Below are 24,307 nucleotides of genomic sequence, written 5' to 3' on the forward strand. Positions count from 1 at the left end.
TGTTACAGGTTGCCGCGGGCTTCCTGCTCCCGCTCGATCGCCTGGAACAGCGCCTTGAAGTTGCCCTTGCCGAAGCCCAGCGAGCCGTGCCGCTCGATCAGCTCGAAGAAGACGGTGGGACGGTCCTGCACCGGCTTGGTGAAGATCTGCAGCAGGTAGCCGTCCTCGTCCCGGTCGACCAGGATCTTGCGGGCCTTCAGCTCCTCGATCGGCACCCGCACGTTGCCGATCCGCTCGCGCAGCTCGGGGTCGTCGTAGTACGAGTCCGGGGTGTCCAGGAACTCCACACCGGCGGCGCGCATCGCGTCGACGCTGGCGAGGATGTCGTTGGTGGCCACGGCGATGTGCTGCGCGCCCGGGCCCTGGTAGAACTCCAGGTACTCGTCGATCTGGGACTTCTTGCGGGCGATCGCCGGCTCGTTGAGCGGGAACTTCACCTTGCGGGTGCCGTTCGCCACGACCTTGCTCATCAGCGCCGAGTAGTCGGTGGCGATGTCGTCGCCGATGAACTCCGCCATGTTGGAGAAGCCCATCACCCGCTTGTAGAACTCGACCCACTCGTCCATCCGGCCCAGCTCCACGTTGCCGACCACGTGGTCGACGGCCTGGAAGAAGCGCTTCGGCTGGATGCCGGCGTCGATCATCGGCTGCCGGTCCACGATCGGGCCGCGGGCCACGAAGCCGGGCAGGAACGGGCCGGTGTAGCGGGACCGGTCGACAAGCGTGTGCCGGGTGTCGCCGTACGCGGCGATGGCGGCCATCCGCACGGTGCCGTGCTCGTCGCTCACCTCGTGCGGCTCGACGACGCTCGCGGCGCCCTGGGCGATGGCGTGCGCGTACGCGGCGTCCACGTCCGGCACCTCCAGCGCGATGTCGCTGACCCCGTCACTGTGCCGGGCCACGTGCTCGGAGCCGTCGGCGTCCGGGCGTACCGCACCGGTCAGCACGAACCGGGCCGAGCCGCTGGTCAGCACGTACTGGGCGTGATCCCGGTAGCCCTGCTCGGGGCCGCGGTACGCCACGCAGGTCATGCCGAAGGCGGTGGAGTAGTAGTGGGCGGCCTGCTTGGCGTTGCCGACCAGGAAGTGCACGTGGTCGAGGCCCCGGACCGGGAACGGGTCGTGGCTGATGTCGTGGTCGACAGCTCCCACGAGCCGGTCGATGTCGACGTCCTCGGTCGACTGGGGTCGGTCGATCGCCTGGGTCATGATGGGCTCCCTCGCGTACCGGCCGGCCTTGTGGGCCGCCGTGGTCGGTTCTTGTGGCGAGGATCGCTGGCTCGGTGTGGGGTGGGCAACTGTTGGCGGAAATGCTGGTCAGGTTGCACATTCGGTATGGTCTTCACTCATGAATGGTGAGCAGAATGTACAGCTCGACGCGCTCGACGTGCGCTTGATCGAACTGCTCGCCGAGGAGCCACGGATCGGGGTGCTGGAGTGCTCCCGGCGGCTCGGGGTGGCCCGGGGCACCGTGCAGGCCCGGCTGGACAAGCTCATCGAGCGGCGGGTCATCGAGGGCTTCGGCCCCGAGATCGCACCGGCCGCGATTGGGTTCGCGGTGACCAGCTTCGTCACCCTGGAGATCAGTCAGCGGCAGGGCCACGACCCGGTCACCGCCCACCTCGCCGCCATCCCCGAGGTGCTGGAGGCGCACACCATCACCGGCTCCAGCGACCTGCTCTGCCGGATCGTGGCCCGCTCCAACACGGATCTGCAACGGGTCATCGACCAGATCGTCTCGTCCGCTGGCATCACCCGGGCCTCCACGATCATCGCGCTGGCCGAGCAGATTCCCTACCGCACGCTTCCGCTGGTGCGCAGCGCCGTGCGGGCCGACGGAAGGGTGCTCTAACACCTCCCCGCCCAGAAAGCGCGGCGACACGGCGACGCGGGCGTACGGAAGATCCGTGATCGTGGCTACGGTGTGCGGTGTGGCGAAGGGGAGCGTGCGCGGTGGGCTGCTGCTCGGCCTCGCCGTGGTCGTCGCGCTCGCCGCGACCGGCGTGTGGAACCCGTTCCCCGGCCTGTGGGACTGGGTGGACCGCAGCGAACCCATCTCCGAGCCCGACGTGGTCTGGCAGCAACGAGTCGGCGGCACCCCGCGCAGCGTGACCATCGCCGGCGACGCCGTCGTCGTCGAGCAGCGCACCCGGGTCGAGGCCCGCAGCCTGGCCACCGGCGCCCAGCTCTGGGAGCGCAAGGCCGACTGGGCGGCGGTCGCCGGCGGTGACCGCGACCCGGTCGTGGCCGTGGGCAAGCTCCTGGTCAAGGGGTACGAGCTGCTCGACCCGACGACCGGGGTGACCCGGCGACGTGACGACGACGCGGTTGCCGTCTGGACGTACCGCAACCTGCTCCTCGACGCCCGCTGCACCGACGCCACCGACTGCACCCTGAGCGCCTGGGACCCGCGTGGCACCGCGCCGCTGTGGACGGCTTTCCTGCCCGGGGTGCACAGCGGCCTGCTCGCCGACAACCCGGGTCTGCGCGGCACCCGCCGGCTCACCGCCAACCGGATCGACGACGGGGTGGCCGGGGCGGAGGCCGCGCCGCCACTGCTCGGTTTCCCGGTCGACGGTCGGGTCCACGTGGTCGACACCGCCACCGGTCGGGTGTTGCAGAACGTCGAGCCGGCCCGGGACGAGCGGCTCTCCGTGGTGGGCGGTCGGCTGCTGCGGATCGCCGCCCGCTCCCAGGACGGCACCTGTTACTTCGCCATCTCCGCCCGCGACTCGGCCACCGGGCAGGAGGCCTGGCAGCGGGCCGGCGTCAACCTGCGCACCGCCGACTCGGCCGGCTGCGTGCAACGCGAGGACCCGCAGGGTGCGCGGAACGTGCTGATCGGTGTCGCGCCCGACGGCCGTGAGGCGGTCATCGACGGGTACGACGGACGGCTGCTCTGGGTCGGTGAGTCGGGCACCAAGCTGATCGCTGTGGACGACCGTTCCGCGGTGTTCCGGGCCGCCGACAAACGCTCCGTCATCGCCCGTGAGCTGGGCACCGACAAGGTGCTCTGGACGCGGCAGGCCAGCGGCAAGGCCGGCGCGGCGCTCACCCCGTACGCGGTGGTGGTGGCCGACGAGAAGCCGTCCCGGCTGGCAGCCCTGGACCCGCGCACCGGCCGGGAGCTGGCCGCCCTGCGCACCTCGGCGAACGCTCTCGCCGTCGGATCACAGGGCATGATCATTGGCGAGGGGCGGGAGATCGGGTACGTCCGCTTCGTCGGCGCGGCCGGCGGCTCGTCCACGCGCCCGCCCGGCGACGGTGGGAATCCCAGGCCGGGCGGCACCGACCCCGGCGGGCCGAACAACAACGACGACTGCGGGCCGAAGGGGGAACTCTGCCCCGACCCGGGCGGCGGTAAGGACGGCTGAGCCGGCCGTTCGCCCGACGATCCGCACGGCGGCCGGGCCCGGCGCGCCTGCTGGATGAGAGCGGCGTCCCAGGACCCGCCCGGCGGGTGGGAGTGATCGACCGGTCTGCCCTAGGCTTGCCGCTCATGAGCAGTGCCGCCGCATTCTCGTACGCCCCTCTGCTGCCGACCGGCCCGGACCAGACGGACTATCGCCTGGTCACCGACGAGGGCGTGGACGTCGTACACGGCCCGGGAGGCCGCCGGTTCCTCACTGTGGAGCCGGCCGCGCTCACCGCGTTGACCGCCGAGGCGATGCACGACATCGCGCACTTCCTGCGCCCCGCGCACCTGGCGCAACTCCGGGCGATCATCGACGACCCGGCCGCCTCGCCGAACGACCGGTTCGTCGCGCTGGATCTGCTGCGCAACGCCAACATCGCCGCCGGCGGTGTCCTGCCCATGTGCCAGGACACCGGCACCGCCATCGTGATGGGCAAACGCGGCCGGCACGTGCTGACCGACGGCGCCGACGCCGAGGCCATTTCCCGGGGCGTCTACCAGGCGTACACCAAGCTCAACCTGCGCTACTCGCAGCTCGCCCCGCTGACCATGTGGGACGAGCGGAACACCGGCAGCAACCTGCCCGCCCAGGTGGACCTGTACGCCGAGGACCCGGACGGGCACCCCGACGCGTACAAGTTCCTGTTCATGGCCAAGGGCGGTGGCTCGGCCAACAAGTCGTACCTCTACCAGGAGACGAAGGCGCTGCTCAACCCGACGCGGATGATGCAGTTCCTGGAGGAGAAGCTGCGGCTGATCGGCACCGCCGCCTGCCCGCCGTACCACCTGGCCGTCGTCATCGGCGGCACCTCCGCCGAGTACGCGCTGAAGACCGCGAAGTACGCCAGCGCCAAGTACCTCGACGCGCTGCCGACCGCCGGCTCGATGAGCGCGCACGGCTTCCGCGACCTGGAGCTGGAGGCGCAGGTGTTGGAGCTGACCCGCAACTTCGGCATCGGCGCCCAGTTCGGTGGGCGGTACTTCTGCCACGACGTACGGGTGGTCCGGTTGCCCCGGCACGGCGCGTCCTGCCCGGTGGCGATCGCCGTCTCCTGCTCGGCGGACCGCCAGGCCGTCGCCAAGATCACCCCGTCGGGCGTGTGGCTGGAGCGCCTCGAAACCGACCCGGCGCGGTTCCTGCCCGACGTCACCGACGATTCGCTGGACGCCGAGATGGTCGTCCGGGTCGACCTGAACCGGCCGATGGACGAGATCCGCGCCGAGCTGTCGAAGTACCCGGTGAAGACCCGCCTCTCGCTCTCCGGGCCGCTCGTGGTCGCCCGGGACATCGCGCACGCCAAGATCGCCGAGCGGTTGGACGCCGGTGAGCCGATGCCGCAGTACCTGCGGGACCACGCGGTCTACTACGCCGGCCCGGCGAAGACCCCCGAGGGGTACGCGTCCGGCTCGTTCGGCCCGACCACCGCCGGCCGGATGGACGCCTACGTGGAGAAGTTCCAGGCCGCCGGTGGCTCGCAGGTGATGCTGGCCAAGGGCAACCGGTCGGGTCAGGTGACCCGTTCCTGCCAGCAGCACGGGGGCTTCTACCTCGGCTCGATCGGCGGCCCCGCGGCCCGCCTCGCCCAGGACTGCATCAAGCACGTCGAGGTCCTGGAATACCCGGAGCTGGGCATGGAGGCGGTCTGGAAGATCGAGGTCGAGGACTTCCCCGCCTTCATCGTGGTCGACGACAAGGGCAACGACTTCTTCGCCGAGGTCACCAAGCCGGTGCTCACCGTCGGCCGCCGCTGACCAGACCGCTACGCGAACGGGCGCCGGGCGAACTCGCCCGGCGCCCGTCTGTCGCCCGTGTTCTACCGACAATCGGTACGCCCGCCCCGCTGGGGTGGGACGGGCGCACCGCCCCCGTCGGATGCCGTCACCGACAACCCGAAGTGAGTTTGCTGCGCATCACTGTCGATCCACTCTCAGATCACTCTCGCCTGACCGGGGCGATCTGTCACCAGCGGACTACTCTGCTGGAAGTTGCAGCACTCACGCGGGAGAACAGATGCGGTTCGGGATCCTGGGGCCTCTGCGGGTGGGCGGTGGCGAGTCCACTGTCACCGCGGGCCGCGACCGGACCGTGCTCGCCATGCTGCTGTTGCGGGCTGGCCGGCTGGTGCCGGTCGACGAACTCGTCGACGCGGTGTGGGAGGACCGCCCGCCGGCCACCGCCCGCGCGCAGTTGCAGACCTGCGTGTCGCGGTTGCGCCGCCGGTTCACCGAACTCGGGCTGGCGCCTGAGCTGATCGTCACCGACCCGGCCGGGTACGGACTGCGTACCGCACCGAACGACCTGGACGCCGAGGTCTTCAACCGGCGCGTGGAGGTGGCCCGTGCCCAGGTCGTCGCCGGCCGGCTGGCCGAGGCGCGTACGGAGTTCCGCGCCGCGCTGGCCCTGTGGCGGGGGCCGACACTCAGTGGCATCGCGAGCCGGAGCGTCCGACGCCGCGCCCAGGCGCTCGACGAGCAACGCCTCACCACGTTGGAGGAGTGCGTCGACGTCGAACTGCGCCTCGGTCAGGCAGCTGAGCTGATCGAGGAGCTGGCGGAGAGCATCGACCGGAATCCGTTGCGGGAGCGGCTGCGAGGTCAGCTGATGCTGGCGTTGTCCTCCGTCGGGCGGCAGGCCGACGCACTCGCCGTCTACCGCGAGGGCCGGCGGACGTACGCCGAGGAGTTGGGCATCGAACCGGGTGCCGAGCTGCAGGAGCTGCACCAGCGCGTGCTCGCCGGGGACCTGGCCCTGGCCGGTCGGCCGGCCCCACCCGTCGGCGCGGTCCGCTCCCTGCCCCGGGCGATCGGTGACTTCATCGGCCGGCAGGAGACGGTGGCCCGCCTGGTCAAGGAGATCGAGGAGGACGGCATCCGGATCCAGGTGGTCGACGGGATGCCGGGGAGCGGCAAGACCACCCTCGCCGTGCACGTCGCTACCGCGCTCGCGGACCGCTATCCCGACGCCCAGCTCTTCATCGACCTGCACGGGCACAGCGAACGCCGACCGTTGACGACGGCAACGGCCGTGGCGGCCCTCCTGCGGCAGCTCGGTGTGCCGGCGGAGCGGGTGCCGGAGAACCTGGACGACCGGTTGGCGCTCTGGCGGATCGAGCTGGCCGGCCGCCGGGCGTTGGTGGTCCTGGACAACGCGGCCAGCGCCGACCAGGTGGCACCGTTGCTGCCCAACGGCGCGCAGAGCCTGGTCCTCATCACCAGTCGCCGCCGGCTGATCGGGGTCGACGAGGGCCGGCCGTCGTCGCTGCCGGTCCTCGACGCCGACGAGGCGATCGAGCTGCTCGCTCGGGTGGCCGGGATGGAGCGGATCGCCGCCGAGCCGGAGGCGGCGGCCGAGGTGGCGCGTCGCTGCGGCCACCTGCCGCTCGCTATCCGGCTGGCCGGCGCGCGGTTGGCGCACCGGCCGCGCTGGCGGGTCGCCGACCTCGCCGAGCGGCTGGTCGCCGGGGCGGGCCCGCTGGCCGAGCTGACCGCCGGGCAGCGCTCGGTGGGGCAGGCGTTCGCCCTGTCGTACGCGCAGGTCTCACCGTCGGCGCAGCGGTTGTTTCCGCTGCTCGGCCTGTACCCGGCCGGGCGCTTCGACAGCCGGGTGGCCGCCGCCCTCGTCGACCTGCCCTTGGCCGACGCCCAGGACGACTTGGACGAGTTGGTCGACGCGCATCTCGTGGAGGAGGTGCAGCCGGGTCGGTACCGGTTGCACGACCTGCTCCGCGAGTACGCTCGGTTGCTGCTCGCCGGCCCGGAGCTGCAGGCGGAGCGGCACGCCGCCGTGGAGCGGCTGTTGGATCATCACCTGTCGGTCACCTTGGCGATCGCCCGGACGGTCGAGGCGGCGGGCAGTCGTCGCAACATCCCCGAGCGCGCTCCCGGTCGGCCTGACCTGTTGGCTGTCCCGATGGCCGAGGGGCGGGCGTGGTTCGAGGAGAACCACGTAGCGCTCACCGCCCTGGTCCGGAAGGCGGAGGAGGAGGGCTTCCAGGTTCAGTGCTGGCAGCTGGCCCGGGCCTGCTGGCGGCTCAACTTCGACGGCGGGCACCTCGACGAGCTGATCGAAACCCACACGATCGGGCTCCGGGTCGCCGAGCGGCTGGGCGACGAGGCGGCGATCGCCACGATGCTGAACTACCTCTCATCGGCGTACTTCCGGCTGGCCCGGCTCCCGGAGGCGATCAGCGCGATGGAGGTGGCGCTCAGTCTGCGCCGCCGCGTCGGACTACGCGGCGATGTGCTCACCACGCTCTGGAACCTGGGCATCTCGTATGCCGCGAACGGCGACCTACGGCAGGCTGAGGTGAAGTTCGACGAGGCGCTCGGCCTGATCCGGGGTCCGGAGGACGCTGACTCGCTGAGCAATCTGTTGAACAACCTGTCCTACACGTTGATCGGTTGGGGTCGGTACGACAGGGCGTTGCGGCTGGCTCGGCTGCACCTGCTGCTGGCCCGGGAGACGAGAGACCTCCGGCAGACCAACAACGCGATGGGGCATCTCGCCATGATCCGGCACCGGATGGGCGACGTGGGCCCGGCCCGTCGTCTGCTGCGATCGGCGCTGTACTTCAAACGGTTGGGCGGCAATCGGTTCGGCGAGGGCGAGGTGCTCAACGAGATCGGTGTGATGGAACGCGTCGCCGGCGAACCGGAGCGTGCCGCAGCCCTGCACCGGGAGGCGCTGGTGGCGATGGTGGACGCCAGCGACCGGATCGGTCAGTGTGCCTCCCGGAACCTGCTGGCCCGGGCGATGTTGGAGCAGGGTGACGCCGTCAGCGCGCTCGACCTGCACCGCCGGGTGCTCGCCGACGCCAGCCGGCTCGCTGCCCGCTACGAGAAGGCCCGCGCGTTGGAGGGCATCGCCCGGTGCGTGCTGGCCACGGATCCGACGGCCGCCCGCGCGCACCTGGAGCAGGCGCTGGTGTTGTTCCGGGAGGTCGAGTCGCCGGACCGGCACGAGGTGGAGCGGCTGCTCACCGAGTTGGGCTGACGGATCATCTGCGAGTCGGCCACGGGCGCGGCAGGATGGTACGCGTGACGACTCCAGAGGCGACCGGTTACCGCATCGAACGGGACTCGATGGGCGAGGTGGAGGTGCCCGCCGAGGCACTGTGGCGTGCGCAGACCCAGCGGGCGGTGCAGAACTTCCCGATCTCCGGCCGGGGCATCGAGCCGGCCCAGATCAAGGCCCTCGCCCAGATCAAGGGCGCGGCGGCCGAGGTCAACGGCGAGCTGGGTGTGATCGACGCCAACGTGGCCGCCGCCATCGCCGCCGCCGCCGCGCACGTGGCCGACGGTGGTTACGACGACCAGTTCCCGGTGGATGTGTTCCAGACCGGCTCGGGCACATCGTCGAACATGAACACCAACGAGGTGATCGCCACCCTGGCGAGTCGTGAGCTGGGCTCGCCGGTGCACCCGAACGACCACGTCAACGCCTCCCAGTCGAGCAACGACGTCTTCCCGTCCTCCATCCACCTGGCGGCCACCCAGTTCATCGTGGAGGACCTGCTGCCGTCGCTGGGGCATCTGGCGGCCACCTTGGAAACCAAGGCGGCGGAGTTCGAGACGGTGGTCAAGGCGGGGCGTACGCACCTGATGGACGCCACGCCGGTGACCCTCGGCCAGGAGTTCGGCGGGTACGCCGCTCAGGTCCGCTACGGGATGGAACGGCTGGAGGGCGCCCTGCCCCGGCTCGCCGAACTGCCGCTGGGCGGCACCGCCGTGGGCACCGGAATCAACACCCCGCTCGGCTTCGCCGCCGCCGTGATCGACAAGCTGCGTGAGTCGACCGGGTTGCCACTGTCCGAGGCGCGTAACCACTTCGAGGCGCAGGGCGCGCGCGACGCGCTGGTGGAGACCTCGGGGCAACTGCGGACCATCGCCGTGGGCCTCTACAAGATCTCCAACGACATCCGCTGGATGGGCTCCGGCCCTCGCGCCGGTCTGCGTGAGCTGCGCATCCCCGACCTCCAGCCCGGTTCGTCGATCATGCCGGGCAAGGTCAACCCGGTGGTCGCCGAGGCGATGCGGCAGGTCTGCGCCCAGGTGATCGGCAACGACGCGACGGTCGGGTTCGCCGGTTCGCAGGGCGACTTCGAGCTGAACGTGATGCTCCCGGTGATGGGCCGCAACCTGTTGGAGTCGATCCGGCTGCTCTCCGCGGTGAGCCGGCTCTTCGCCGACCGGCTGGTGGCCGGCCTGGTCGCGGACGCCGAGGTCTGCCTGGCGTACGCCGAGGGCTCACCGTCGATCGTGACCCCGCTCAACCGCTACCTGGGGTACGACGAGGCCGCGTCGATCGCCAAGGAGGCGTTGGCGAAGCAGATCTCGATCCGCGAGGTGGTGATCTCCCGGGGGCACGTCGACTCCGGCAAGCTCACCGACACCCAGCTCGACGAGACGTTGGACCTGCTTCGGATGACCCACCCCTGAACTGTCCGCTGCCGCTTCCGTCGCTGCCGCTCAGCGCAGGTGCCGTGGTCTGGCCCAGCCGAGGAAGCGGGTGAACAGTGCGGCCGGGTCCGGGGCGTCGTGCGGGTTGAGTCGGTACAGGTCGGCCGCCGCCTCGTGCAGGACCGTGCACAGGTAGACGCTCAACCCGATCCGGTCGTGTGCGTACTCCCGGCGGAGGGTGAGTCGGGCGACCGGGCACGGCCACGGCGCGGCGCAGACCCGGCAGAGCCAGAGCGGGCGCAGCGGCAGGTGCGGTCGACAGGGCGCCGTCGCGCGGTCGTCGTCCGGGGTGGTCCGGGACATGGCGTTGTTGTGGTCCTTTCGAGCTGACTCGTTTGTGGCATCACCCCGCGCCTCCGTGCCTCGCGCCCGTGCCTCACGCCCGTGCCTCGCGCCCGTGCCTCGCGCCCGTGCCTCGCGCCCCGCACTCCCGTGCCCCGCGCCCCGCACTCCCGTGCCCCGCGCCCAAGATCTGCGCAACTTCCCGGATGTTGCTGTCTCCGAGACGCGCGAGGCAGCAACATCGCCGATGTTGTGCGGATCTTCCTCATTGATCTCGGTCCGCACCGCAAGATCGTGCTCGATCCTGGATGTAGTGGCTTCCGCACGGCAGGACCCCACTCCTTCCACGATCTAGCGCGATCTTGCGCGGTCTTTCGGGGGTGGGACCGCCCGGCACGGGGGAGCGGGCGGTCCCGTGCGGCGCCGCTGGGCCCGGGGGACGGGGAGCGGTGCCGCGCTTCACAGTCTGGTGATCGGACGACTACGGTCGGAAGGGTTCGGCCCGCCTGTCGTAGCTGCCCTGTTCCCGGGCCGCTCCGGCTCTGTTGGTCGGCTGGAGTTGATCGTCGGCGGGTTGGAGAGTGGCTGGGTATGGCCGATGGGCAGATGACGGCGGCGGCGTTCCTGATTGCGGAGCTGCGCCGGGCGCGGGTACGGCACGGCTGGAGTCAGGACGAGTTGGCGAAGGCGGTCAACTACTCGGCGTCGATGGTCAGCGCCGTCGAGCTGGGCCAGCAGCCGCCCACCGCCAAGTACCTGGAACTCGTCGACCGCGCCCTGGACACCGGCGGGCTCTTCGGCCGGATGGCCACCGAACTGGTCAGCCTGGACAAGGCTCAAATCTGGCTGCGCGGCTGGCGTGCGATCCTCGCGGAGGCGCGAGCCCTGCGATGGTTCGACCCGCTGCACGTCCCCGGGCTGCTGCAAACCGAAGGCTATGCCCGCGCCATCTTCGAGTCGGACCGACTGCTCGATGCCGACGAGGTCGAGCGTCGGCTGACGGACCGGATGGACAGCCAGCGGGTCCTCTACGGGGATCGCCCGCCGCATGTGGTCGCGGTGCTTGACGAGTCGGTGCTGAGGCGACGGGTCGGCGGTCGGAAGGTGATGTGCGAGCAGGCTCTGCACCTGGCGCGCTTGTCGACCGAGCATCCGCGGGTTCAACTCCATGTGGTGCCCCGCTCGGCCGAGGAGTATCCCGGTCTGAACGGGCCATTCATCCTCGCGACCGTGGCCGACCGCAGCGATCTTGCCTATCTTGGCGGCCAGATCGGCGGCCAAGAACTCGATCGGCCTGCGGATCTGTTGCGTCTACAACGGACCTGGGAAGCTACCCTCGGGCAGGCGTTGCCACCGCAGGAGTCGATCGAGTTGCTGAGGGAAGTGGCGGAGTCGTGGAGTTGAGCCGGGCCCGGTGGCGTAAGAGCAGCCGGAGTGGTTCCAACGATCAGTGCGTCGAGGTGGCTACGAATCTGGGGGACGTGGTCGGGGTGCGGGACAGTAAGGACTCGGGCGGACCCGTGCTCGTTGTCGACGCGTACTCCTGGCGGCTCTTCGTGGCCGCGCCCCCGCGCTGACGCGACCGGCTCGCCCGCGACGGCGGGCGAAGGGGCGCGGACCTGGGGTGGCCGGGGTAAACGGCTCGACGGTGTCGACCGGGTGGCGGGATGATCCCGGTCATGGGTGACGATGGGCTGGCTGTGCCGTTGGGGACCGAGCGGCTGCGGTTGCGGCGGCTGACCATGGACGACGTGGGCCTGCTGGTCGAGTTGGACAGCGACCCCGAGGTGATGCGGTTCCTCACCGGTGGCGTCGCGACTCCGCTGGCCACCGTGCGCGACGAGCAGTTGCCGAGGTTGCTGGCCCAGTACGACAGGCATCCCGGGCTGGGTCGGTGGGCGGCGCACGATCGGGAGTCCGGCGAGTTTCTCGGCTGGTTCGCGTTGGACCCGTCGGAGGACGGCGCCGAGGCCGAGTTGGGCTACCGGTTGCGCCGCGCGACGTGGGGGCGGGGGCTGGCCACCGAAGGGTCGCGGGCGCTGGTGCGGCACGCCTTCGACAGTGTCGGGGTGCGTCGGGTGTGGGCCGAGACGATGACTGTCAACGAACGCTCCCGGCGGGTGATGGTGAAGGCCGGGCTGCACTACGTGCGGACCTTCCACCTCCAGTGGGACGACCCGATTCCGGGCACCGAGCAGGGCGAGGTGGAGTACGAGGTGCGGGCCGAGGAGTGGGCGACGGTCGGTCAGGAACGGCCGGCGGCCCGTCGGGCGCGGTAGGCGGTCACCGCGGCGCGGTTGCCGCAGCCGGCCTCGCAGAACCGCCGGGACCGGTTGCGGGACAGGTCGACGACCACGTTGTCGCAGTCCGGGTACTCGCAGATCCGCAGCCGGCTCAGCTCGCCGCTGCGGACCAGGTCGGCCATCGCCATGGCGGCCTCCACCGCGATCCGGGTGGCCAGCGGCGCGTCGCGGGGCACGGCGTGCAGGTGGTACGGCTCGTCGTCGTGCTCGATGAGCTGCGGCAGCGCCTTGTGTTCCAGCAGCAGGCCGTTGACCACCGCGACGATCTCGGCTGGCTCGGCGTGCCAGATGCGGCGCAGTTGGGGCCGTAGATCCCGGACGGCCTGCAACTCGGCGTCGGTGTGTTCGTGCCGGCCGCTGTAGGAGTAGCGGACGAAGAACGCGTCCAGGGCCGCGACGTCCGGCAGCAACTCACCGTCTCGACCTGCGGTGTTGACCAGCGCCGCGGCGGCGATCAACGAACACTCGGTGTCATGAGCGAATAGCATCTTGACTCCTGTCACGGCTTCCGCTTAGCGTCATCAGCACAAGGATAGTTTGCTCATGACACGACGCCGATTGCGAGGAGCGCGACATGCACTCACGACCTGCTGCCGGCGTCGGGTTGGCGCTGCTCTCCGCAGTCACCTTCGCCACCTCCGGCACCTTCGCGCGATCGCTCATCGAGGCCGGCTGGTCAGCCGAGTCCGCGGTGATCGCCCGGGTCGGCGTGGCCGCCCTGGTGCTGGCGATCCCCGCCCTGCTGTCGCTGCACGGCAGGTGGCACGTGCTGCGGAGCAACGCCACGGCCATCGGGTTGTTCGGGCTGCTCGGGGTGGCACTGGCCCAGGTGTGCTTCTTCAACGCCGTGCGGTACCTCCCGGTCGGTGTCGCGCTGCTGCTGGAATACCTCGGCATCATCCTCGTCGTGGTCTGGATGTGGCTGCGGCACGGGCAGCCACCCCGCCGGCTCACCATCGCCGGGTCGATGGCGGCCCTGGCCGGGCTGGCATTCGTGCTCGACCTCGCCGGCACCGCCGACTTCCACCCGGTGGGCGTGCTCTGGGGACTCGGCGCGGCATTCGGCCTGGCGGGCTACTTCGTGCTCGCCGGCCGGGTCGACCCCCGGCTGCCCTCGGTCGCCATGGCCAGCGGTGGAATGGCCGTCGGCGCCGCCGTGCTGCTCCTCATCGGGTTGACCGGCCTGCTGCCGCTGCACGCCACCTTCGGCGAGGTCACCTTCGCCGGGCAAGCCACCAGCTGGTTGGTGCCGATCGCCGGGCTCTCGCTGGTCGCCGCCGTCATCGCGTACCTCGCCGGCATCGCCGGCACCCGGATCCTCGGCCCGCGACTGTCGTCGTTCGTCGGGCTGACCGAGGTGCTCTTCGCGGTGCTGATCGCCTGGCTCTTCCTGAACGAGCTGCCCACGGGGTGGCAGCTGTTCGGCGGTGCGCTGATCGTCGCCGGCGTCGCCCTGGTCCGCCTCGACGAGCTGCGGTCGCCCCCGACTGCCGCACCCGCGTCGGTCACGCCCGAACCCGAGCTGGCGCTCGACGGTCGGTGAGAGAGTGGCGTCGTGCTGACGACCGTGGTGTTCGACGCTGACGAGACGCTGCTGGACCTGCGCCCCGCCGTGACCGCCGGGCTGGTGGCCGTCCTCGACGAGATGCGGCGGCGCACCCCGGCGGCGGCCGGCGTGACGCTCGCCGAACTGGAGTCCGACTGGGGTGCGGTCTTCGGCGAACTGACCGCGGCCCCGGTGATGGAGATCCGGCGCGCCGCGCTGGCCCGGTCGCTGACCCGCGCCGCGCTGGCCGACCACCTGGACGAGTTCGCGGATCTCTTCTTCGCCCGCCGGTTCGCCCTCACCCGACCGTTCCCGGACGTCGCACCGGCGCTGGCCACGCTGCGCCGCCGCTACACAGTGGGTTTCGCCACCAACGGCAACAGCCGCGCCGAACGGTGTGGGCTCACCGGCGAGTTCGCCTTCGAGCTGTACGCACACGAGAACGGCCTGCCCAAGAAGCCGGCCCCGGAGTTCTACGCAGCGGTGGTCGCGGCGGCCGGCGTGCCCGCCAGGCAGATCGTGTACGTCGGTGACTCCTGGGAGCACGACGTGGTGGGGCCCCGGCGGTTCGGCCTGCGATCGGTGTGGCTGAACCGGCCTGGTCTGCCCCGCCCACCCGGTGGCCAGCCGGACGCCGAGGTGTCGAGCCTGGCCGAGCTGCCGGCCGCACTCGCAGGTCTGGCCGCCGGGTCGCACAGCGCCGGCATTGTCCCGGCCGCGCGGGTCGACGTGACCGGTGTCGATGCTCTTGGCGGGCGTGCGTAGGTGGAGAAATTCACGGCCATAACGGGCGTTCAGCTGGCGTAATCCGAGCCGGTGTTGTGTGATGGCTGCCACGTCCCTCAACGAGAGGATCCGATGTGGTGAGCAAGCGCTTCACCGCCCGTACGGTCGCGACAGCGGCAGTGCTGGCACTCACGGCTGCGGGGTTGGGTGTGCCGGCCAACGCCGCGCCGAGCGACTCCCGCACCTTCACCGTCGTCGCCGAGGATGGCGTCGCCGCCGACACCGCCATCGCCGCTATCAAGGCAGCTGGCGGCACTGTGGTGTCGCGGTCCGACGAGGTCGGCATGTTCCAGGTCAGCAGCGACCGGGCCGACTTCGCGGCCAGGGCGACCGCCGCGCCGACGCTGATCGGTGCCGCCGAGCAGAAGGCCATCGGCCGCAAGCCGAAGCTGGACCGGGTCGAGCAGGAGCACCTGCTGGCCGGTGCCGGCGCTCGCGCCGGTGCTGGTGCCAAGAAGGGCGCCAAGCTCGATCCGCTCGACGACAAGCTGTGGGGCCTGGAGATGATCCGGGCCGACAAGGCCCGCAAGATCGAGCCGGGCGACCGTCGGGTGACCGTCGGCGTACTGGACACCGGCGTCGACGCCAGCAACCCGGACATCGCGCCGAACTTCAACTGGGCGCTGTCGCGCAACTTCGCGCCCGACCTGACCGATGTGGACGGCCCCTGCGAGGTGCCGAGCTGCCTCGACCCGGTCGGCACCGACGACGGCGGTCACGGCACCCACGTGGCCGGCACCATCGGCGCCGCCGCCAACGGCTTCGGCCTCTCCGGCGTCGCCCCGAACGTCTCGCTGGTCGAGCTCAAGGGCGGCCAGGACTCCGGCTACTTCTTCCTCGACCCGGTGGTCAACGCGCTGATCCACGCCGGCCGGTCCGGGATCGACGTGGTCAACATGTCGTTCTATGTCGACCCGTGGCTCTACAACTGCACCGCCAACCCGGCCGACTCGCCCGAGGACCAGGCCGAGCAGCGGGCCATCATCAAGGCGATGAAGCGGGCGCTGATCTTCGCGCACAACAAGGGCGTCACCCTCGTCGGCGCGCTCGGCAACAACAACGAGGACCTGGGCGCACCACGTACCGACGTCACCAGCCCCGACTACGGCGCTGACCCGTACCCCCGGCCGATCGACAACGAGAGCTGCTGGGACCTGCCCACGGAGGGCCCGCACGTGATCGGTGTGTCGTCGGTCGGCCCGTCCGGCAAGAAGTCGGACTTCTCCAACTACGGCACCGAGCAGATCTCCGTCGCCGCGCCGGGTGGTTGGTTTCGGGACGGCTTCGGCACCGACGCCTTCCGTACCGACGCCAACATGATCCTGTCGACGTACCCGAAGCACGTGCTTCAGGAGGAGGGCTCGGTCGACGTCGACGGCAACATCGTCGCCGGCTTCGAGAATTCGGTCTTCAAGCAGTGCAAGGCCAACGGTGAGTGCGGCTACTACACGTACCTCCAGGGCACCTCGATGGCGTCCCCGCACGCCGCCGGCGTCGCCGCGCTGATCGTCAGCCGGCACGGCAAGGCGCAGGGTCGGACCGGCTTCGGGATGTCGCCGGACCAGGTCGAACAGCACCTCTACCGCACGGCCGCCGAGCACGCCTGCCCGGAGCCGCGCCTGCAGCAGTACCGCAACGAAGGCCGGGACGAGACCTACGACGCGTACTGCGCCGGCGGGGTCAACTTCAACGGCTTCTACGGCTACGGGATCGTCGATGCCTACGCGGCGGTGAAGACCCCGCTCAAGCCGAACGCGCGCCCGTAGCGCACATCGCACCGCCAGGTGGCCCAACCGCCACCACGCCCCTGGGCCCGGCCGACGCCTGTCGACCGGGCCCTGTGGTGTCCGGGGCTGGTCTGTCGTCTCGGACGTGGGCGTCGTCCCGGGCGTGATCCGTCGTCTCGGGCTCGGGCCGTCGTCCCGGGGCTGGTCTGTCGTCTCGGGCTCGGGCCGTCGTCCCGGGGCTGGTCTGTCATCCCGGCCGCAGGCCGTCGTCCAGGGATCGCCTGCCGGGGCGCGCCTACCTGGCCTCGGTGCCTGGCCTCGGTGCCTGGCCTCGGTCATGATCGACTCGGGTTTCTTGAAGGCGCGGTGTCGGGGTCTGAGGGATGGCACGGTTTCCAGGAACCCGAGATGACCCTGGTCATCTGGACGATCCCGGTCGCCATCCGCGGCTGACCAGCGCGTCGCGCACCTCTCGGAGCACCGCCGGAAACTCGCCGTACAGCCGCCGACTCGTCACATGCAGGACCAGCCAACCCGCGGCGACCAACTGATTCAGTCGGCGGCGGTCGCGGTGCAACTGCTCCGCGTCGGAGTGCCACGTCCCGTCGTACTCGACCGCCACCCGATACTGCGGCCAGGCCAGATCGGGGTGCAGGACAACCCCGACGGGCAGACGTATCGGATGTTGAACCGCCGGACGCGGTAGCCCGCCCAGCACCAGTCGCACGCGAAGGTGCGACTCCGGCGGAGACTCGGCTCCGCCGTCGGCCAGGTCGAAGACCCAGCGTGCCCGTCGTCCACCGGGCCGATCGGCATTGCGGGCAGCAATGGCGGCCAGGGTGTCGCGCCCGGTCAGACCCTGCCCGAGCAACGAGTCGACGATGGCGACCGCCCGGACGGGGTCGAGCCAGACAGCCGTTTCCCAGGCGGCCCGCCCGGGGTCGGACCGGGGGATCGGGAGATCCCGCTCGCTGGACCTGAGCGGGCTGGCCGCCGGCCACCCATCGCCCGCGCTTGCCGTCACGACACCCCCTGCTCGGACGGACATTGCGGCCTGGCGGGACAGCGGTGCTGGCCGTGGCGACATTCGGCCGACAGGTGGGCGATTTGCTCCCGTCGGTCGCGCCGCATCACGTGGACGTCCAGCGCCTGACGGTCGTCCCGCATCTGGCGATCGCCCCGCGCCTGACGGTCGTCCCGTATCTGGCGTTCGCCCCGCGCCTGACGGTCGTCCCGTATCTGGCGTTGGCCCCGCGCCTGACGGTCGTCCCGGGTCGGGCGGTGCCACGAGCGGGGTGATGGTGTTGACGTGCACGCAGAGGCCCCGCTGTGGACCGACCCGCAGCGATCGGGGCACGAGCACGTGCACGTCGTCGGTGAAGCTCGCGGCGTGGTGAACGCCGTGCAGGTAGGCGGCCGACGGGCCGCCGACCACCACTGCCTGCGGTAGGCGGAGGAGGGCGGCGCGACACGCCAGGGCGTGGTCACGGCCCAGCCGTGCGTCGGCGTAGATGTCGTGGCGCAAACGCACCCAGGCGGAGTTGCGCAGCTGATGTTCGGTAAGCAGGCCTTCCCGGACAGCGTCGGAGCCGCGGAAGACCTGCCAGGTCAGGGCATCGGGGCGATGCGGACGTGGTGGCATGTCGAGCAGACTGCCAACCACCGAGCGGCCCTCGAAACCCCTGTGGACAACCCGGCCTGCACCTGCCGCCGGACCTGTGGACAACGGCGACTCCGCCTGCCGATCGTGCTATGGCAACCGGCCATATCCGCCGACCGAGGAGTCACCGGCCATGTCCACCGACCGAGGAGTCACCGGCCATGTCCACCGACTGAGGAGGCGCCGGCCGGATCCCACCGACCGATGAGGCACCCGGACCGCTGATGGGCGATGATCCACTCGCGTTTCTGAAAGTCGGGCGGTCGTTGGCCATGGGATACCGCGACTTCCGTGAACCCGAGTCGATCATGCCCGAGGTCGGGTGGTCCTGGCCGGGCGACCCTGGCCGGGCGACCCTGGCCGGGCGATCCTGGCCGGCGAGCCGGGGTCAGCTGAGGGCGGTGGTGATGGCTCGGGCGGCGGCCAGCACCTGGGGGCCGATTGTGTCGACGTCCAGCGGGGCGAGTGCGACCACGCCGACGCTGGCCTCCAGCCCGGGTACGTCGAGCACCGGTGCGGCCACCCCGTACGCCCCGGCCTGCAACTCGCCGCTGCTGCTGACCGCCTCTGCCACTCCGGCTCGCCCGGCCAGGATCGCCCGGCCCGCCGCTCCCCGGTCCAGTGGATGCCGGGCCCCGGCCCGGTACGCGACGTGGAACGACGTCCAGCTCGGCTCCACCACGGCCAGGGCGACGCCCTCTCCACCTTCGACGACGGTCAGGTGCGCGGTGGCGCCGGCCTGCTCGGCGAGGCGACGCAGTGCGGGCAGCGCACCCTCGGCGAGCAGCGGCTGGGCCCGGCGGGCCAGGTGCAACAACCCGGCTCCCAGGCGCAGCCGACCCTCATCGTCGCGGCGCAGCATGCCGTGCCCGGTCAATGCACTGACCAGCCGGTAGACGGCTGCCCGGCCGATGCCGAGCCGATTCGCGGCCTCGGTGACGGTCAGACCGCCAGGAGCGTCGGCGACCAGGTGCAGCAGGCGCAACCCCCGGTCCAGCGTCTGCGACGTCTCCCCGCCCCGCCCGGCAACCCCGTCGGCCCGTCCCACGCCCGCGCCGGACGGCGGGGCAACAGCATCGACCCGTCCCGCGCCCGCGTCGGCCCGCCCCACGCCCGCGTCGGCCCGTCCCGCGCCCGCGTCGGCCCGTCCCGCGCCCGCGTCGGCCCGTCCCGCGCCCGCGTCGGCCCGCCCCACGCCCGCGTCGGCCCGCCTTGCGCCGGCGGGGGGCGGCCCGGCAACCGCGTCGGGCCGCCTCGCGTCGGCGTCGGCCGAATCGGGGGTGGTGGGGTTGGCTGGCGGGTCACCGGAGCCACCGGAGCGCGCGGTCGCATCCACGCCTGGCAGCGTACGACCCGGCACCGGCCGACTCGGACAGGCGCGGACAGCTACCCTTGTACGGTGACGCTACGCCTGTATGACACTGCCACCCGATCGGTGCGGGACTTCGTCCCGCGGGAAGCCGGCAAGGTGGGGGTTTACCTGTGTGGTCTCACCCTTCAGGCTCCGCCGCACATCGGTCACCTTCGTTCCGGGGTCAACTATGACGTGCTGCGTCGTTGGTTGATGGCCGCCGGCTACGAGGTCACCTTCATTCGCAATCTGACCGACATCGACGACAAGATCCTGGTCAAGGCGGGCGAGCAGGGGCGTCCGTTCTGGTCGATCGCGTACGCCAACGAGTTGCTGCTCGCCCAGTCGTACCGGTCGTTGAACGTGCTGGCGCCCACCTATGAGCCGCGCGCCACCGGGCACATCCCCGAGATGCACGAGCTGATCACGAAGTTGATCGCCGACGGGCATGCGTACCCGGCGAGTGACGGCTCGGGCGACGTCTACTTCGACGTGGCGTCCTGGCCGGCGTACGGGTCGCTGTCGGGTCAGTCTCCGGACGCCATGCAGTCCGCCGGGGACGCCCCGGATCGGGGCAAGCGGGATCCGCGCGACTTCGCGCTGTGGAAGGGCGCCAAACCGGACGAGCCGGCGGACGCCTACTGGCCGTCGCCGTGGGGGCTGGGCCGTCCGGGTTGGCACATCGAGTGCTCGGCGATGTGCTGGCGCTATCTCGGCCCGGAGTTCGACATTCACGGCGGTGGCCTGGATCTGACGTTCCCGCACCACGAGAACGAGATAGCCCAGTCCAAGGCGGCCGGGTTGCCGTTCGCCCGCTACTGGGTGCACCACGGGCTGTTGAGCATCGGCGGGGCCAAGATGGGCAAGTCCGCCGGCAACGCGCTGGGCCTGGCGTACGTGGACTCGCTCGGGGTGCGGCCGGTGGAACTGCGCTACTACTACGCCGCCGCGCACTACCGCTCGGTGATCGACTACTCGGAGGATTCGCTGCGGGACGCGGCCACCGCGTACCGACGGATCGAGGGTTTCGTGCAACGGGCCGCCGAGCGGGTCGGTGCCGGGCAGTTCGGTGAGCTGCCGGCGGGCTTCGTCGCGGCGATGAACGACGACCTCAACACGTCGGCCGCGCTGGCCGTGCTGCAACAGCACATTCGGGACGGCAACACCGCGCTGAGCGCCGGCGACGATGTGACCGTCCGCACCACGCTGGCCGTGGTGCGGGCAATGCTGGATATCCTCGGGATCGACCCTCTCGACCCGGCCTGGACCGGCGGCGGCCCATCGGACGATCTTCGTGCGGTGGTGGACTCCCTGATCGCGCTGGCCCTGGAGCAGCGTGCGCAGGCGCGGGGCCGCAAGGACTGGGCCGCCGCGGACGCGGTGCGTGACCAGCTCAAGCTGGCCGGCGTGGTGGTCGAGGACACCCCCCAGGGCCCCCGTTGGACTATTGGAGAGCAGGACTGATGGCCGGCAACTCGCAGCGCCGTGGCCGGCGACTGACGTCGAAGGCGACCGCCCCCAAGGGCTCTGGTGGCAAGAACAAGGACTCGTTGGCCGGGCGGGGTCGCACCCTGCCCGCCGACGAGCGGCCGTGGCACAAGGGCTACTCGGGCACCGAGAAGCTGCCCCAGCGCACCGCCTGGAAGCAGGACAAGGAGCGCCGCGCGGCAGCCGAGGAGGGGCGCGCCCCGAAGATCGGGCAGCCCGGCAGCAAGGACACCACCTGGGGCCGGGGCGGCGGCCGGGGGGTGCCGGTCGGTCGGGGTGCCACCGGCGGACGGGGCGGCAAGCCCACCGGGCGGTCCGGCCCCCGGGTGACGCCGGGGCGCAAGTCCAACCCGTCCAAGGACGCCCCCGAGCTGCTGGTCGGGCGCAACCCGGTGCTGGAGGCGCTGCGCGCCAACGTGCCGGCGACGGCGCTCTACACCGCCCAGGGCATCGACATGGACGACCGGATCAACGAGATCATCCGGACCGCCGCCGACCGGGGCATCGCCAACCTGGAGATCAGCCGCGCCGAGCTGGACCGGATGACCGGCGGTGTGCTGCACCAGGGCGTCGGTCTGCAGGTGCCGCCCTTCGCGTACCAGCCGTTCGAGGACATGGTCGCCGCCGCCCTTGAGCAGCAGGCTCCGCTGCTGGTCGCGCTGGACGGTGTCACCGACCCGCGCAACCTGGGCGCCGTGATCCGGTCGGCTGCCGCGTTCGGCGCGCAGGGTGTCTTCGTACCCGAGCGTCGTGCCGCCGGGATCACCGCGACCGCCTGGCGGACCAGTGCCGGCGCGGCGGCGCGGGTGCCCGTGGCGCAGGTGACCAACCTGACCCGGTCGCTGAAGGCGTGCCGCGACGCCGGCTTCATGGTCGTCGGCCTGGACGCCGACGGCGACACCGACCTCTACAACCTGGAGGCCGCTGTCGGCCCGCTGGTGGTGGTTGTCGGTTCCGAGGGGCGCGGCCTGTCCCGCCTGGTCGGGGAGACCTGCGACCTGACCGTCAGCATCCCGATGATCTCCGAGGTCGAGTCGCTCAACGCCAGCGTGGCGGCGGCGGTCGCCCTGGCCGAGGTCGCCCGTCGGCGCTCCGTCGAGCTGTAGCGAACGTCCACGAAGGCCCCTTTCCGCCGCGCGCGGGAGGGGGCCTTCGTGCTCAGATCTGCCGGGTCCACGCGACGAAGAGCAGCGCCCCGGCAGACGCCATCAGCAGCACTGTCGGGAGCAACCAGAGTGGGCCGCGCTCGCCGTCCAGGCGTCGGGTCAGCCGCTGGTGCACGGCGGCGATGCCGATCAGGGCGGCCAGCCCGGCGGCGGCCATCGGCAGGCCTACCAGGAAGTGCGCCAACCAGGCGCCGGCCCGGGTCGGACCACCCCAGGAGTTGTCGTACGGCCCCGGGTCCACCAGGCCGTACAGGACACCCCGCAGCACCATCAGCAGCTGCACGCCGAGTGGCAGCAGGGCAACGGCACCCACCAGCAGGCTGAGCAGCGCGTGGCCGAGCACCGCGACGGTGCCGGGCCGCCGGCCGGCCACGGCCGTCGGTGGCATTCCGAGCAGTCCGGTACGTAGGGCTCGCCAGCGTGCGACGGCGGCGCCGGCTCCGCCCAGCGGGACGGTCACCAACGTGAGGACGGCGACCGGGACCAGCGTCGCGCAGTAGGCGAGGCTCCGGCCGGCCAGGCGAAGCACCTGGTACGGCCGGGAACGGGCGGTCGGCTGGTGGGCAGCGGGTCGGGCGAGATCGGTCGGCACGGCACGTCCTCCGGTTCGGGGTTGCCGTGACGGTAGGGGAACGGCCAGCCGTGCCGAGTCACCCCGGAGAGCCACCTGCGCGCTGGCTCCCGGGGGTGAGGAGCCACCGCCGGTACGACGGAAGGGGCGGCCCGCCGAAGCGGACCGCCCCTTCCGGTACGGCGTTACGTCAGATCCGGCTGCCGGTGGCGGCGTGGAAGACGTGGCTGCGGCCGGCGACCGGCTTCACGAACACGGTGTCACCCATGTTCGGCATGTTGCGCCGGTCGGTGCGGACGACGAAGCGCTCCGAGTTGCCACCCAGCGCGGCGTGGCCGTAGACGTTGGCGTCCGAGCCGAGGTCCTCGACCAGCTCGACCACGACCGGCATGCCGCCCTCGGTCGGGCTGACCAGCTCGCAGTCCTCCGGGCGGAAGCCCACGGTGACCTTGCCGTCGCCACCCTCGGCGCGGGCCGCCTCAACCTGCTCCCGGGTCAGCGGGATGTTCAGCTCGGCGAACTCGGCGCCCCGCTCGTTCAGCGGAACGGTCTTGATGTTCATGGCGGGAGAGCCCATGAAGCCGGCAACGAACACGTTGGCCGGGGTGTCGTAGAGCGCCCGCGGGGTGTCCACCTGCTGCAGGACACCGTCGAGCAGCACCGCGACCCGGTGACCCATGGTCATGGCCTCGACCTGGTCGTGCGTGACGTAGACGGTGGTGACGCCCAGCTTGGCCTGCAGGGACGCGATCTGGGTACGGGTCTGCACCCGGAGCTTGGCGTCGAGGTTCGACAGCGGCTCGTCCATGAGGAAGACCTGGGGCTCGCGGACGATCGCCCGGCCCATCGCGACACGCTGGCGCTGACCACCGGAGAGCGCCTTCGGCTTACGGCTGAGGTACTCCTCCAACTGGAGCAGCCCGGCCGCCTCCTTGACCCGCCGGTCGATCTCCGACTTGGAGGTCTTGCGCAGCTTCAGCGCGAACGCCATGTTCTCGTACACCGTCATGTGCGGGTAGAGGGCGTAGTTCTGGAAGACCATCGCGATGTCGCGGGCCTTCGGGGGAAGGTGGGTGACGTCACGCTGGTCGATGTAGATCGAGCCGGCGTCCACGTCCTCCAGGCCGGCGAGCATGCGCAGGCTGGTGGACTTACCGCAACCGGAGGGACCGACCAGGACGAGGAACTCCCCGTCGCCGATCTCGAGGTTCAGCTCGTTGACGGCGGGACGCTCTTGGCCCGGGTAGATCCGGGACGCCTTGGAATAGGTGACCGTAGCCATGGTGAAGCGCTTCCTTTCACCGGCAGGAACGTGCCGGACGATCCGAGTGAAGGAGCAACCGGCACGTGTCCGTGTCGGTCAACGGACGGCGGCGCGGTCGCGGGGGCGCCCGGTCATCGTCCGTGTGAGTGAACCGTAAACGCGTTTACCCGTGCTGCCAAGGTGGGGGGCCGCCGCGCCCACCAGGCGGGCTACGCATTCCGGTCACTCGGGCACGGTCAGACATCAATCGACGCCACGGCGAACCGGTGTGCGTCGGGTTGTTGACGATT

At 71.1% G+C, this 24,307-nt stretch carries 22 protein-coding genes; 15 read left to right on the top strand and 7 right to left on the bottom strand.

The window, feature by feature from the left end; all coding sequences use genetic code 11:
* Positions 1–2: 2 nt before the first annotated feature.
* A complete protein-coding gene (gene hppD / locus QCZ28_RS05090; protein ID WP_210864849.1) occupies positions 3–1,208 on the bottom strand; it encodes a 4-hydroxyphenylpyruvate dioxygenase in 1,206 nt (401 codons plus the stop codon).
* Positions 1,209–1,347: 139 nt separating this feature from the next.
* Between hppD and QCZ28_RS05095 the strand changes: the two genes are divergently transcribed.
* The 5 genes from QCZ28_RS05095 (at position 1,348) to QCZ28_RS05115 (ending at position 9,852) form a co-directional block, all read left to right on the top strand.
* Positions 1,348–1,851, top strand: coding sequence for an Lrp/AsnC family transcriptional regulator (locus tag QCZ28_RS05095; protein WP_279515442.1), 504 nt, complete (start codon positions 1,348–1,350; stop codon positions 1,849–1,851).
* 79 nt (positions 1,852–1,930) lie between these two features.
* Complete coding sequence (locus QCZ28_RS05100; protein ID WP_279515443.1) at positions 1,931–3,373, top strand: PQQ-binding-like beta-propeller repeat protein; 1,443 nt, start codon at positions 1,931–1,933, stop codon at positions 3,371–3,373.
* A 125-nt stretch (positions 3,374–3,498) separates the two neighbouring features.
* Entirely contained in the window at positions 3,499–5,166 is a 1,668-nt protein-coding gene (locus tag QCZ28_RS05105; RefSeq protein WP_279515444.1) for a fumarate hydratase, read from the top strand.
* A 259-nt stretch (positions 5,167–5,425) separates the two neighbouring features.
* The gene (locus QCZ28_RS05110) at positions 5,426–8,407 is read left to right on the top strand and encodes an AfsR/SARP family transcriptional regulator (RefSeq protein ID WP_279515445.1); all 2,982 of its coding nucleotides are present in this window, start codon (positions 5,426–5,428) and stop codon (positions 8,405–8,407) included.
* A 35-nt stretch (positions 8,408–8,442) separates the two neighbouring features.
* Positions 8,443–9,852: a class II fumarate hydratase gene (locus QCZ28_RS05115; RefSeq protein ID WP_279515446.1), complete on the top strand. Its 1,410-nt coding sequence runs from the start codon at positions 8,443–8,445 to the stop codon at positions 9,850–9,852.
* Positions 9,853–9,882: 30 nt separating this feature from the next.
* Here QCZ28_RS05115 and QCZ28_RS05120 read toward each other — a convergent pair whose 3' ends face one another.
* A complete protein-coding gene (locus tag QCZ28_RS05120; protein WP_279515447.1) occupies positions 9,883–10,176 on the bottom strand; it encodes a hypothetical protein in 294 nt (97 codons plus the stop codon).
* A 570-nt stretch (positions 10,177–10,746) separates the two neighbouring features.
* Here QCZ28_RS05120 and QCZ28_RS05125 point away from each other — a divergent pair.
* The 3 genes from QCZ28_RS05125 to QCZ28_RS05135 all read left to right on the top strand — a co-directional run bounded on the left by QCZ28_RS05125 (position 10,747) and on the right by QCZ28_RS05135 (position 12,434).
* Positions 10,747–11,559, top strand: coding sequence for a helix-turn-helix transcriptional regulator (locus tag QCZ28_RS05125; protein ID WP_279515448.1), 813 nt, complete (start codon positions 10,747–10,749; stop codon positions 11,557–11,559).
* A complete protein-coding gene (locus QCZ28_RS05130) occupies positions 11,550–11,732 on the top strand; it encodes a DUF397 domain-containing protein (RefSeq protein WP_030327866.1) in 183 nt (60 codons plus the stop codon). The genes QCZ28_RS05125 and QCZ28_RS05130 overlap by 10 nt, the downstream gene beginning before the upstream one ends.
* A gap of 102 nt (positions 11,733–11,834) precedes the next feature.
* A complete protein-coding gene (locus QCZ28_RS05135; RefSeq protein ID WP_279515449.1) occupies positions 11,835–12,434 on the top strand; it encodes a GNAT family N-acetyltransferase in 600 nt (199 codons plus the stop codon).
* On the opposite strand, the gene QCZ28_RS05140 is transcribed toward QCZ28_RS05135, so the two are convergent.
* Entirely contained in the window at positions 12,401–12,946 is a 546-nt protein-coding gene (locus QCZ28_RS05140) for a CGNR zinc finger domain-containing protein (RefSeq protein WP_279515450.1), read from the bottom strand. The two genes, QCZ28_RS05135 and QCZ28_RS05140, sit on opposite strands and share 34 nt — an antisense overlap.
* A gap of 86 nt (positions 12,947–13,032) precedes the next feature.
* Between QCZ28_RS05140 and QCZ28_RS05145 the strand changes: the two genes are divergently transcribed.
* The 3 genes from QCZ28_RS05145 to QCZ28_RS05155 all read left to right on the top strand — a co-directional run bounded on the left by QCZ28_RS05145 (position 13,033) and on the right by QCZ28_RS05155 (position 16,556).
* Positions 13,033–14,001 carry a DMT family transporter gene (locus QCZ28_RS05145; protein WP_279515451.1) on the top strand — a complete coding sequence of 323 codons (969 nt, stop codon included), beginning with the start codon at positions 13,033–13,035 and terminating at the stop codon, positions 13,999–14,001.
* A gap of 12 nt (positions 14,002–14,013) precedes the next feature.
* Positions 14,014–14,769 carry an HAD family hydrolase gene (locus QCZ28_RS05150; protein WP_279515452.1) on the top strand — a complete coding sequence of 252 codons (756 nt, stop codon included), beginning with the start codon at positions 14,014–14,016 and terminating at the stop codon, positions 14,767–14,769.
* Positions 14,770–14,867: 98 nt separating this feature from the next.
* Positions 14,868–16,556, top strand: a complete 1,689-nt coding sequence (locus QCZ28_RS05155; protein ID WP_279515453.1) for a S8 family serine peptidase — start codon at positions 14,868–14,870, stop codon at positions 16,554–16,556.
* A 379-nt stretch (positions 16,557–16,935) separates the two neighbouring features.
* Here the strand turns inward: QCZ28_RS05155 and QCZ28_RS05160 are convergent, their stop codons facing one another.
* On the bottom strand, positions 16,936–17,541 hold the full coding sequence (locus QCZ28_RS05160) for a DUF559 domain-containing protein (protein WP_279515454.1): 606 nt from the start codon (positions 17,539–17,541) through the stop codon (positions 16,936–16,938).
* A gap of 53 nt (positions 17,542–17,594) precedes the next feature.
* Between QCZ28_RS05160 and QCZ28_RS05165 the strand changes: the two genes are divergently transcribed.
* Positions 17,595–17,816 carry a hypothetical protein gene (locus tag QCZ28_RS05165; protein ID WP_279515455.1) on the top strand — a complete coding sequence of 74 codons (222 nt, stop codon included), beginning with the start codon at positions 17,595–17,597 and terminating at the stop codon, positions 17,814–17,816.
* 10 nt (positions 17,817–17,826) lie between these two features.
* On the top strand, positions 17,827–17,967 hold the full coding sequence (locus QCZ28_RS05170) for a hypothetical protein (protein ID WP_279515456.1): 141 nt from the start codon (positions 17,827–17,829) through the stop codon (positions 17,965–17,967).
* A gap of 598 nt (positions 17,968–18,565) precedes the next feature.
* Here the strand turns inward: QCZ28_RS05170 and QCZ28_RS05175 are convergent.
* Positions 18,566–19,225, bottom strand: a complete 660-nt coding sequence (locus QCZ28_RS05175; protein ID WP_030327859.1) for a helix-turn-helix domain-containing protein — start codon at positions 19,223–19,225, stop codon at positions 18,566–18,568.
* A gap of 351 nt (positions 19,226–19,576) precedes the next feature.
* On the opposite strand from QCZ28_RS05175, the gene cysS reads away from it, so the two are divergent.
* Both cysS and rlmB read left to right on the top strand, forming a co-directional pair.
* Positions 19,577–20,992 carry a cysteine--tRNA ligase gene (cysS, locus tag QCZ28_RS05180; protein WP_279515457.1) on the top strand — a complete coding sequence of 472 codons (1,416 nt, stop codon included), beginning with the start codon at positions 19,577–19,579 and terminating at the stop codon, positions 20,990–20,992.
* Complete coding sequence (gene rlmB / locus QCZ28_RS05185; protein WP_279515458.1) at positions 20,992–22,122, top strand: 23S rRNA (guanosine(2251)-2'-O)-methyltransferase RlmB; 1,131 nt, start codon at positions 20,992–20,994, stop codon at positions 22,120–22,122. Before cysS ends, rlmB begins: the two co-directional genes overlap by 1 nt.
* Positions 22,123–22,174: 52 nt before the next feature.
* Here the strand turns inward: rlmB and QCZ28_RS05190 are convergent, their stop codons facing one another.
* Positions 22,175–22,774: a hypothetical protein gene (locus QCZ28_RS05190; RefSeq protein ID WP_279515459.1), complete on the bottom strand. Its 600-nt coding sequence runs from the start codon at positions 22,772–22,774 to the stop codon at positions 22,175–22,177.
* 169 nt (positions 22,775–22,943) lie between these two features.
* On the bottom strand, positions 22,944–24,035 hold the full coding sequence (gene ugpC / locus QCZ28_RS05195) for a sn-glycerol-3-phosphate ABC transporter ATP-binding protein UgpC (RefSeq protein WP_030327855.1): 1,092 nt from the start codon (positions 24,033–24,035) through the stop codon (positions 22,944–22,946).
* Between the last annotated feature and the right edge of the window lie 272 nt (positions 24,036–24,307).

The sequence above is a fragment of the Micromonospora sp. DH14 genome, from assembly GCF_029809455.1.
Lineage (GTDB): Bacteria > Actinomycetota > Actinomycetes > Mycobacteriales > Micromonosporaceae > Micromonospora > Micromonospora parva.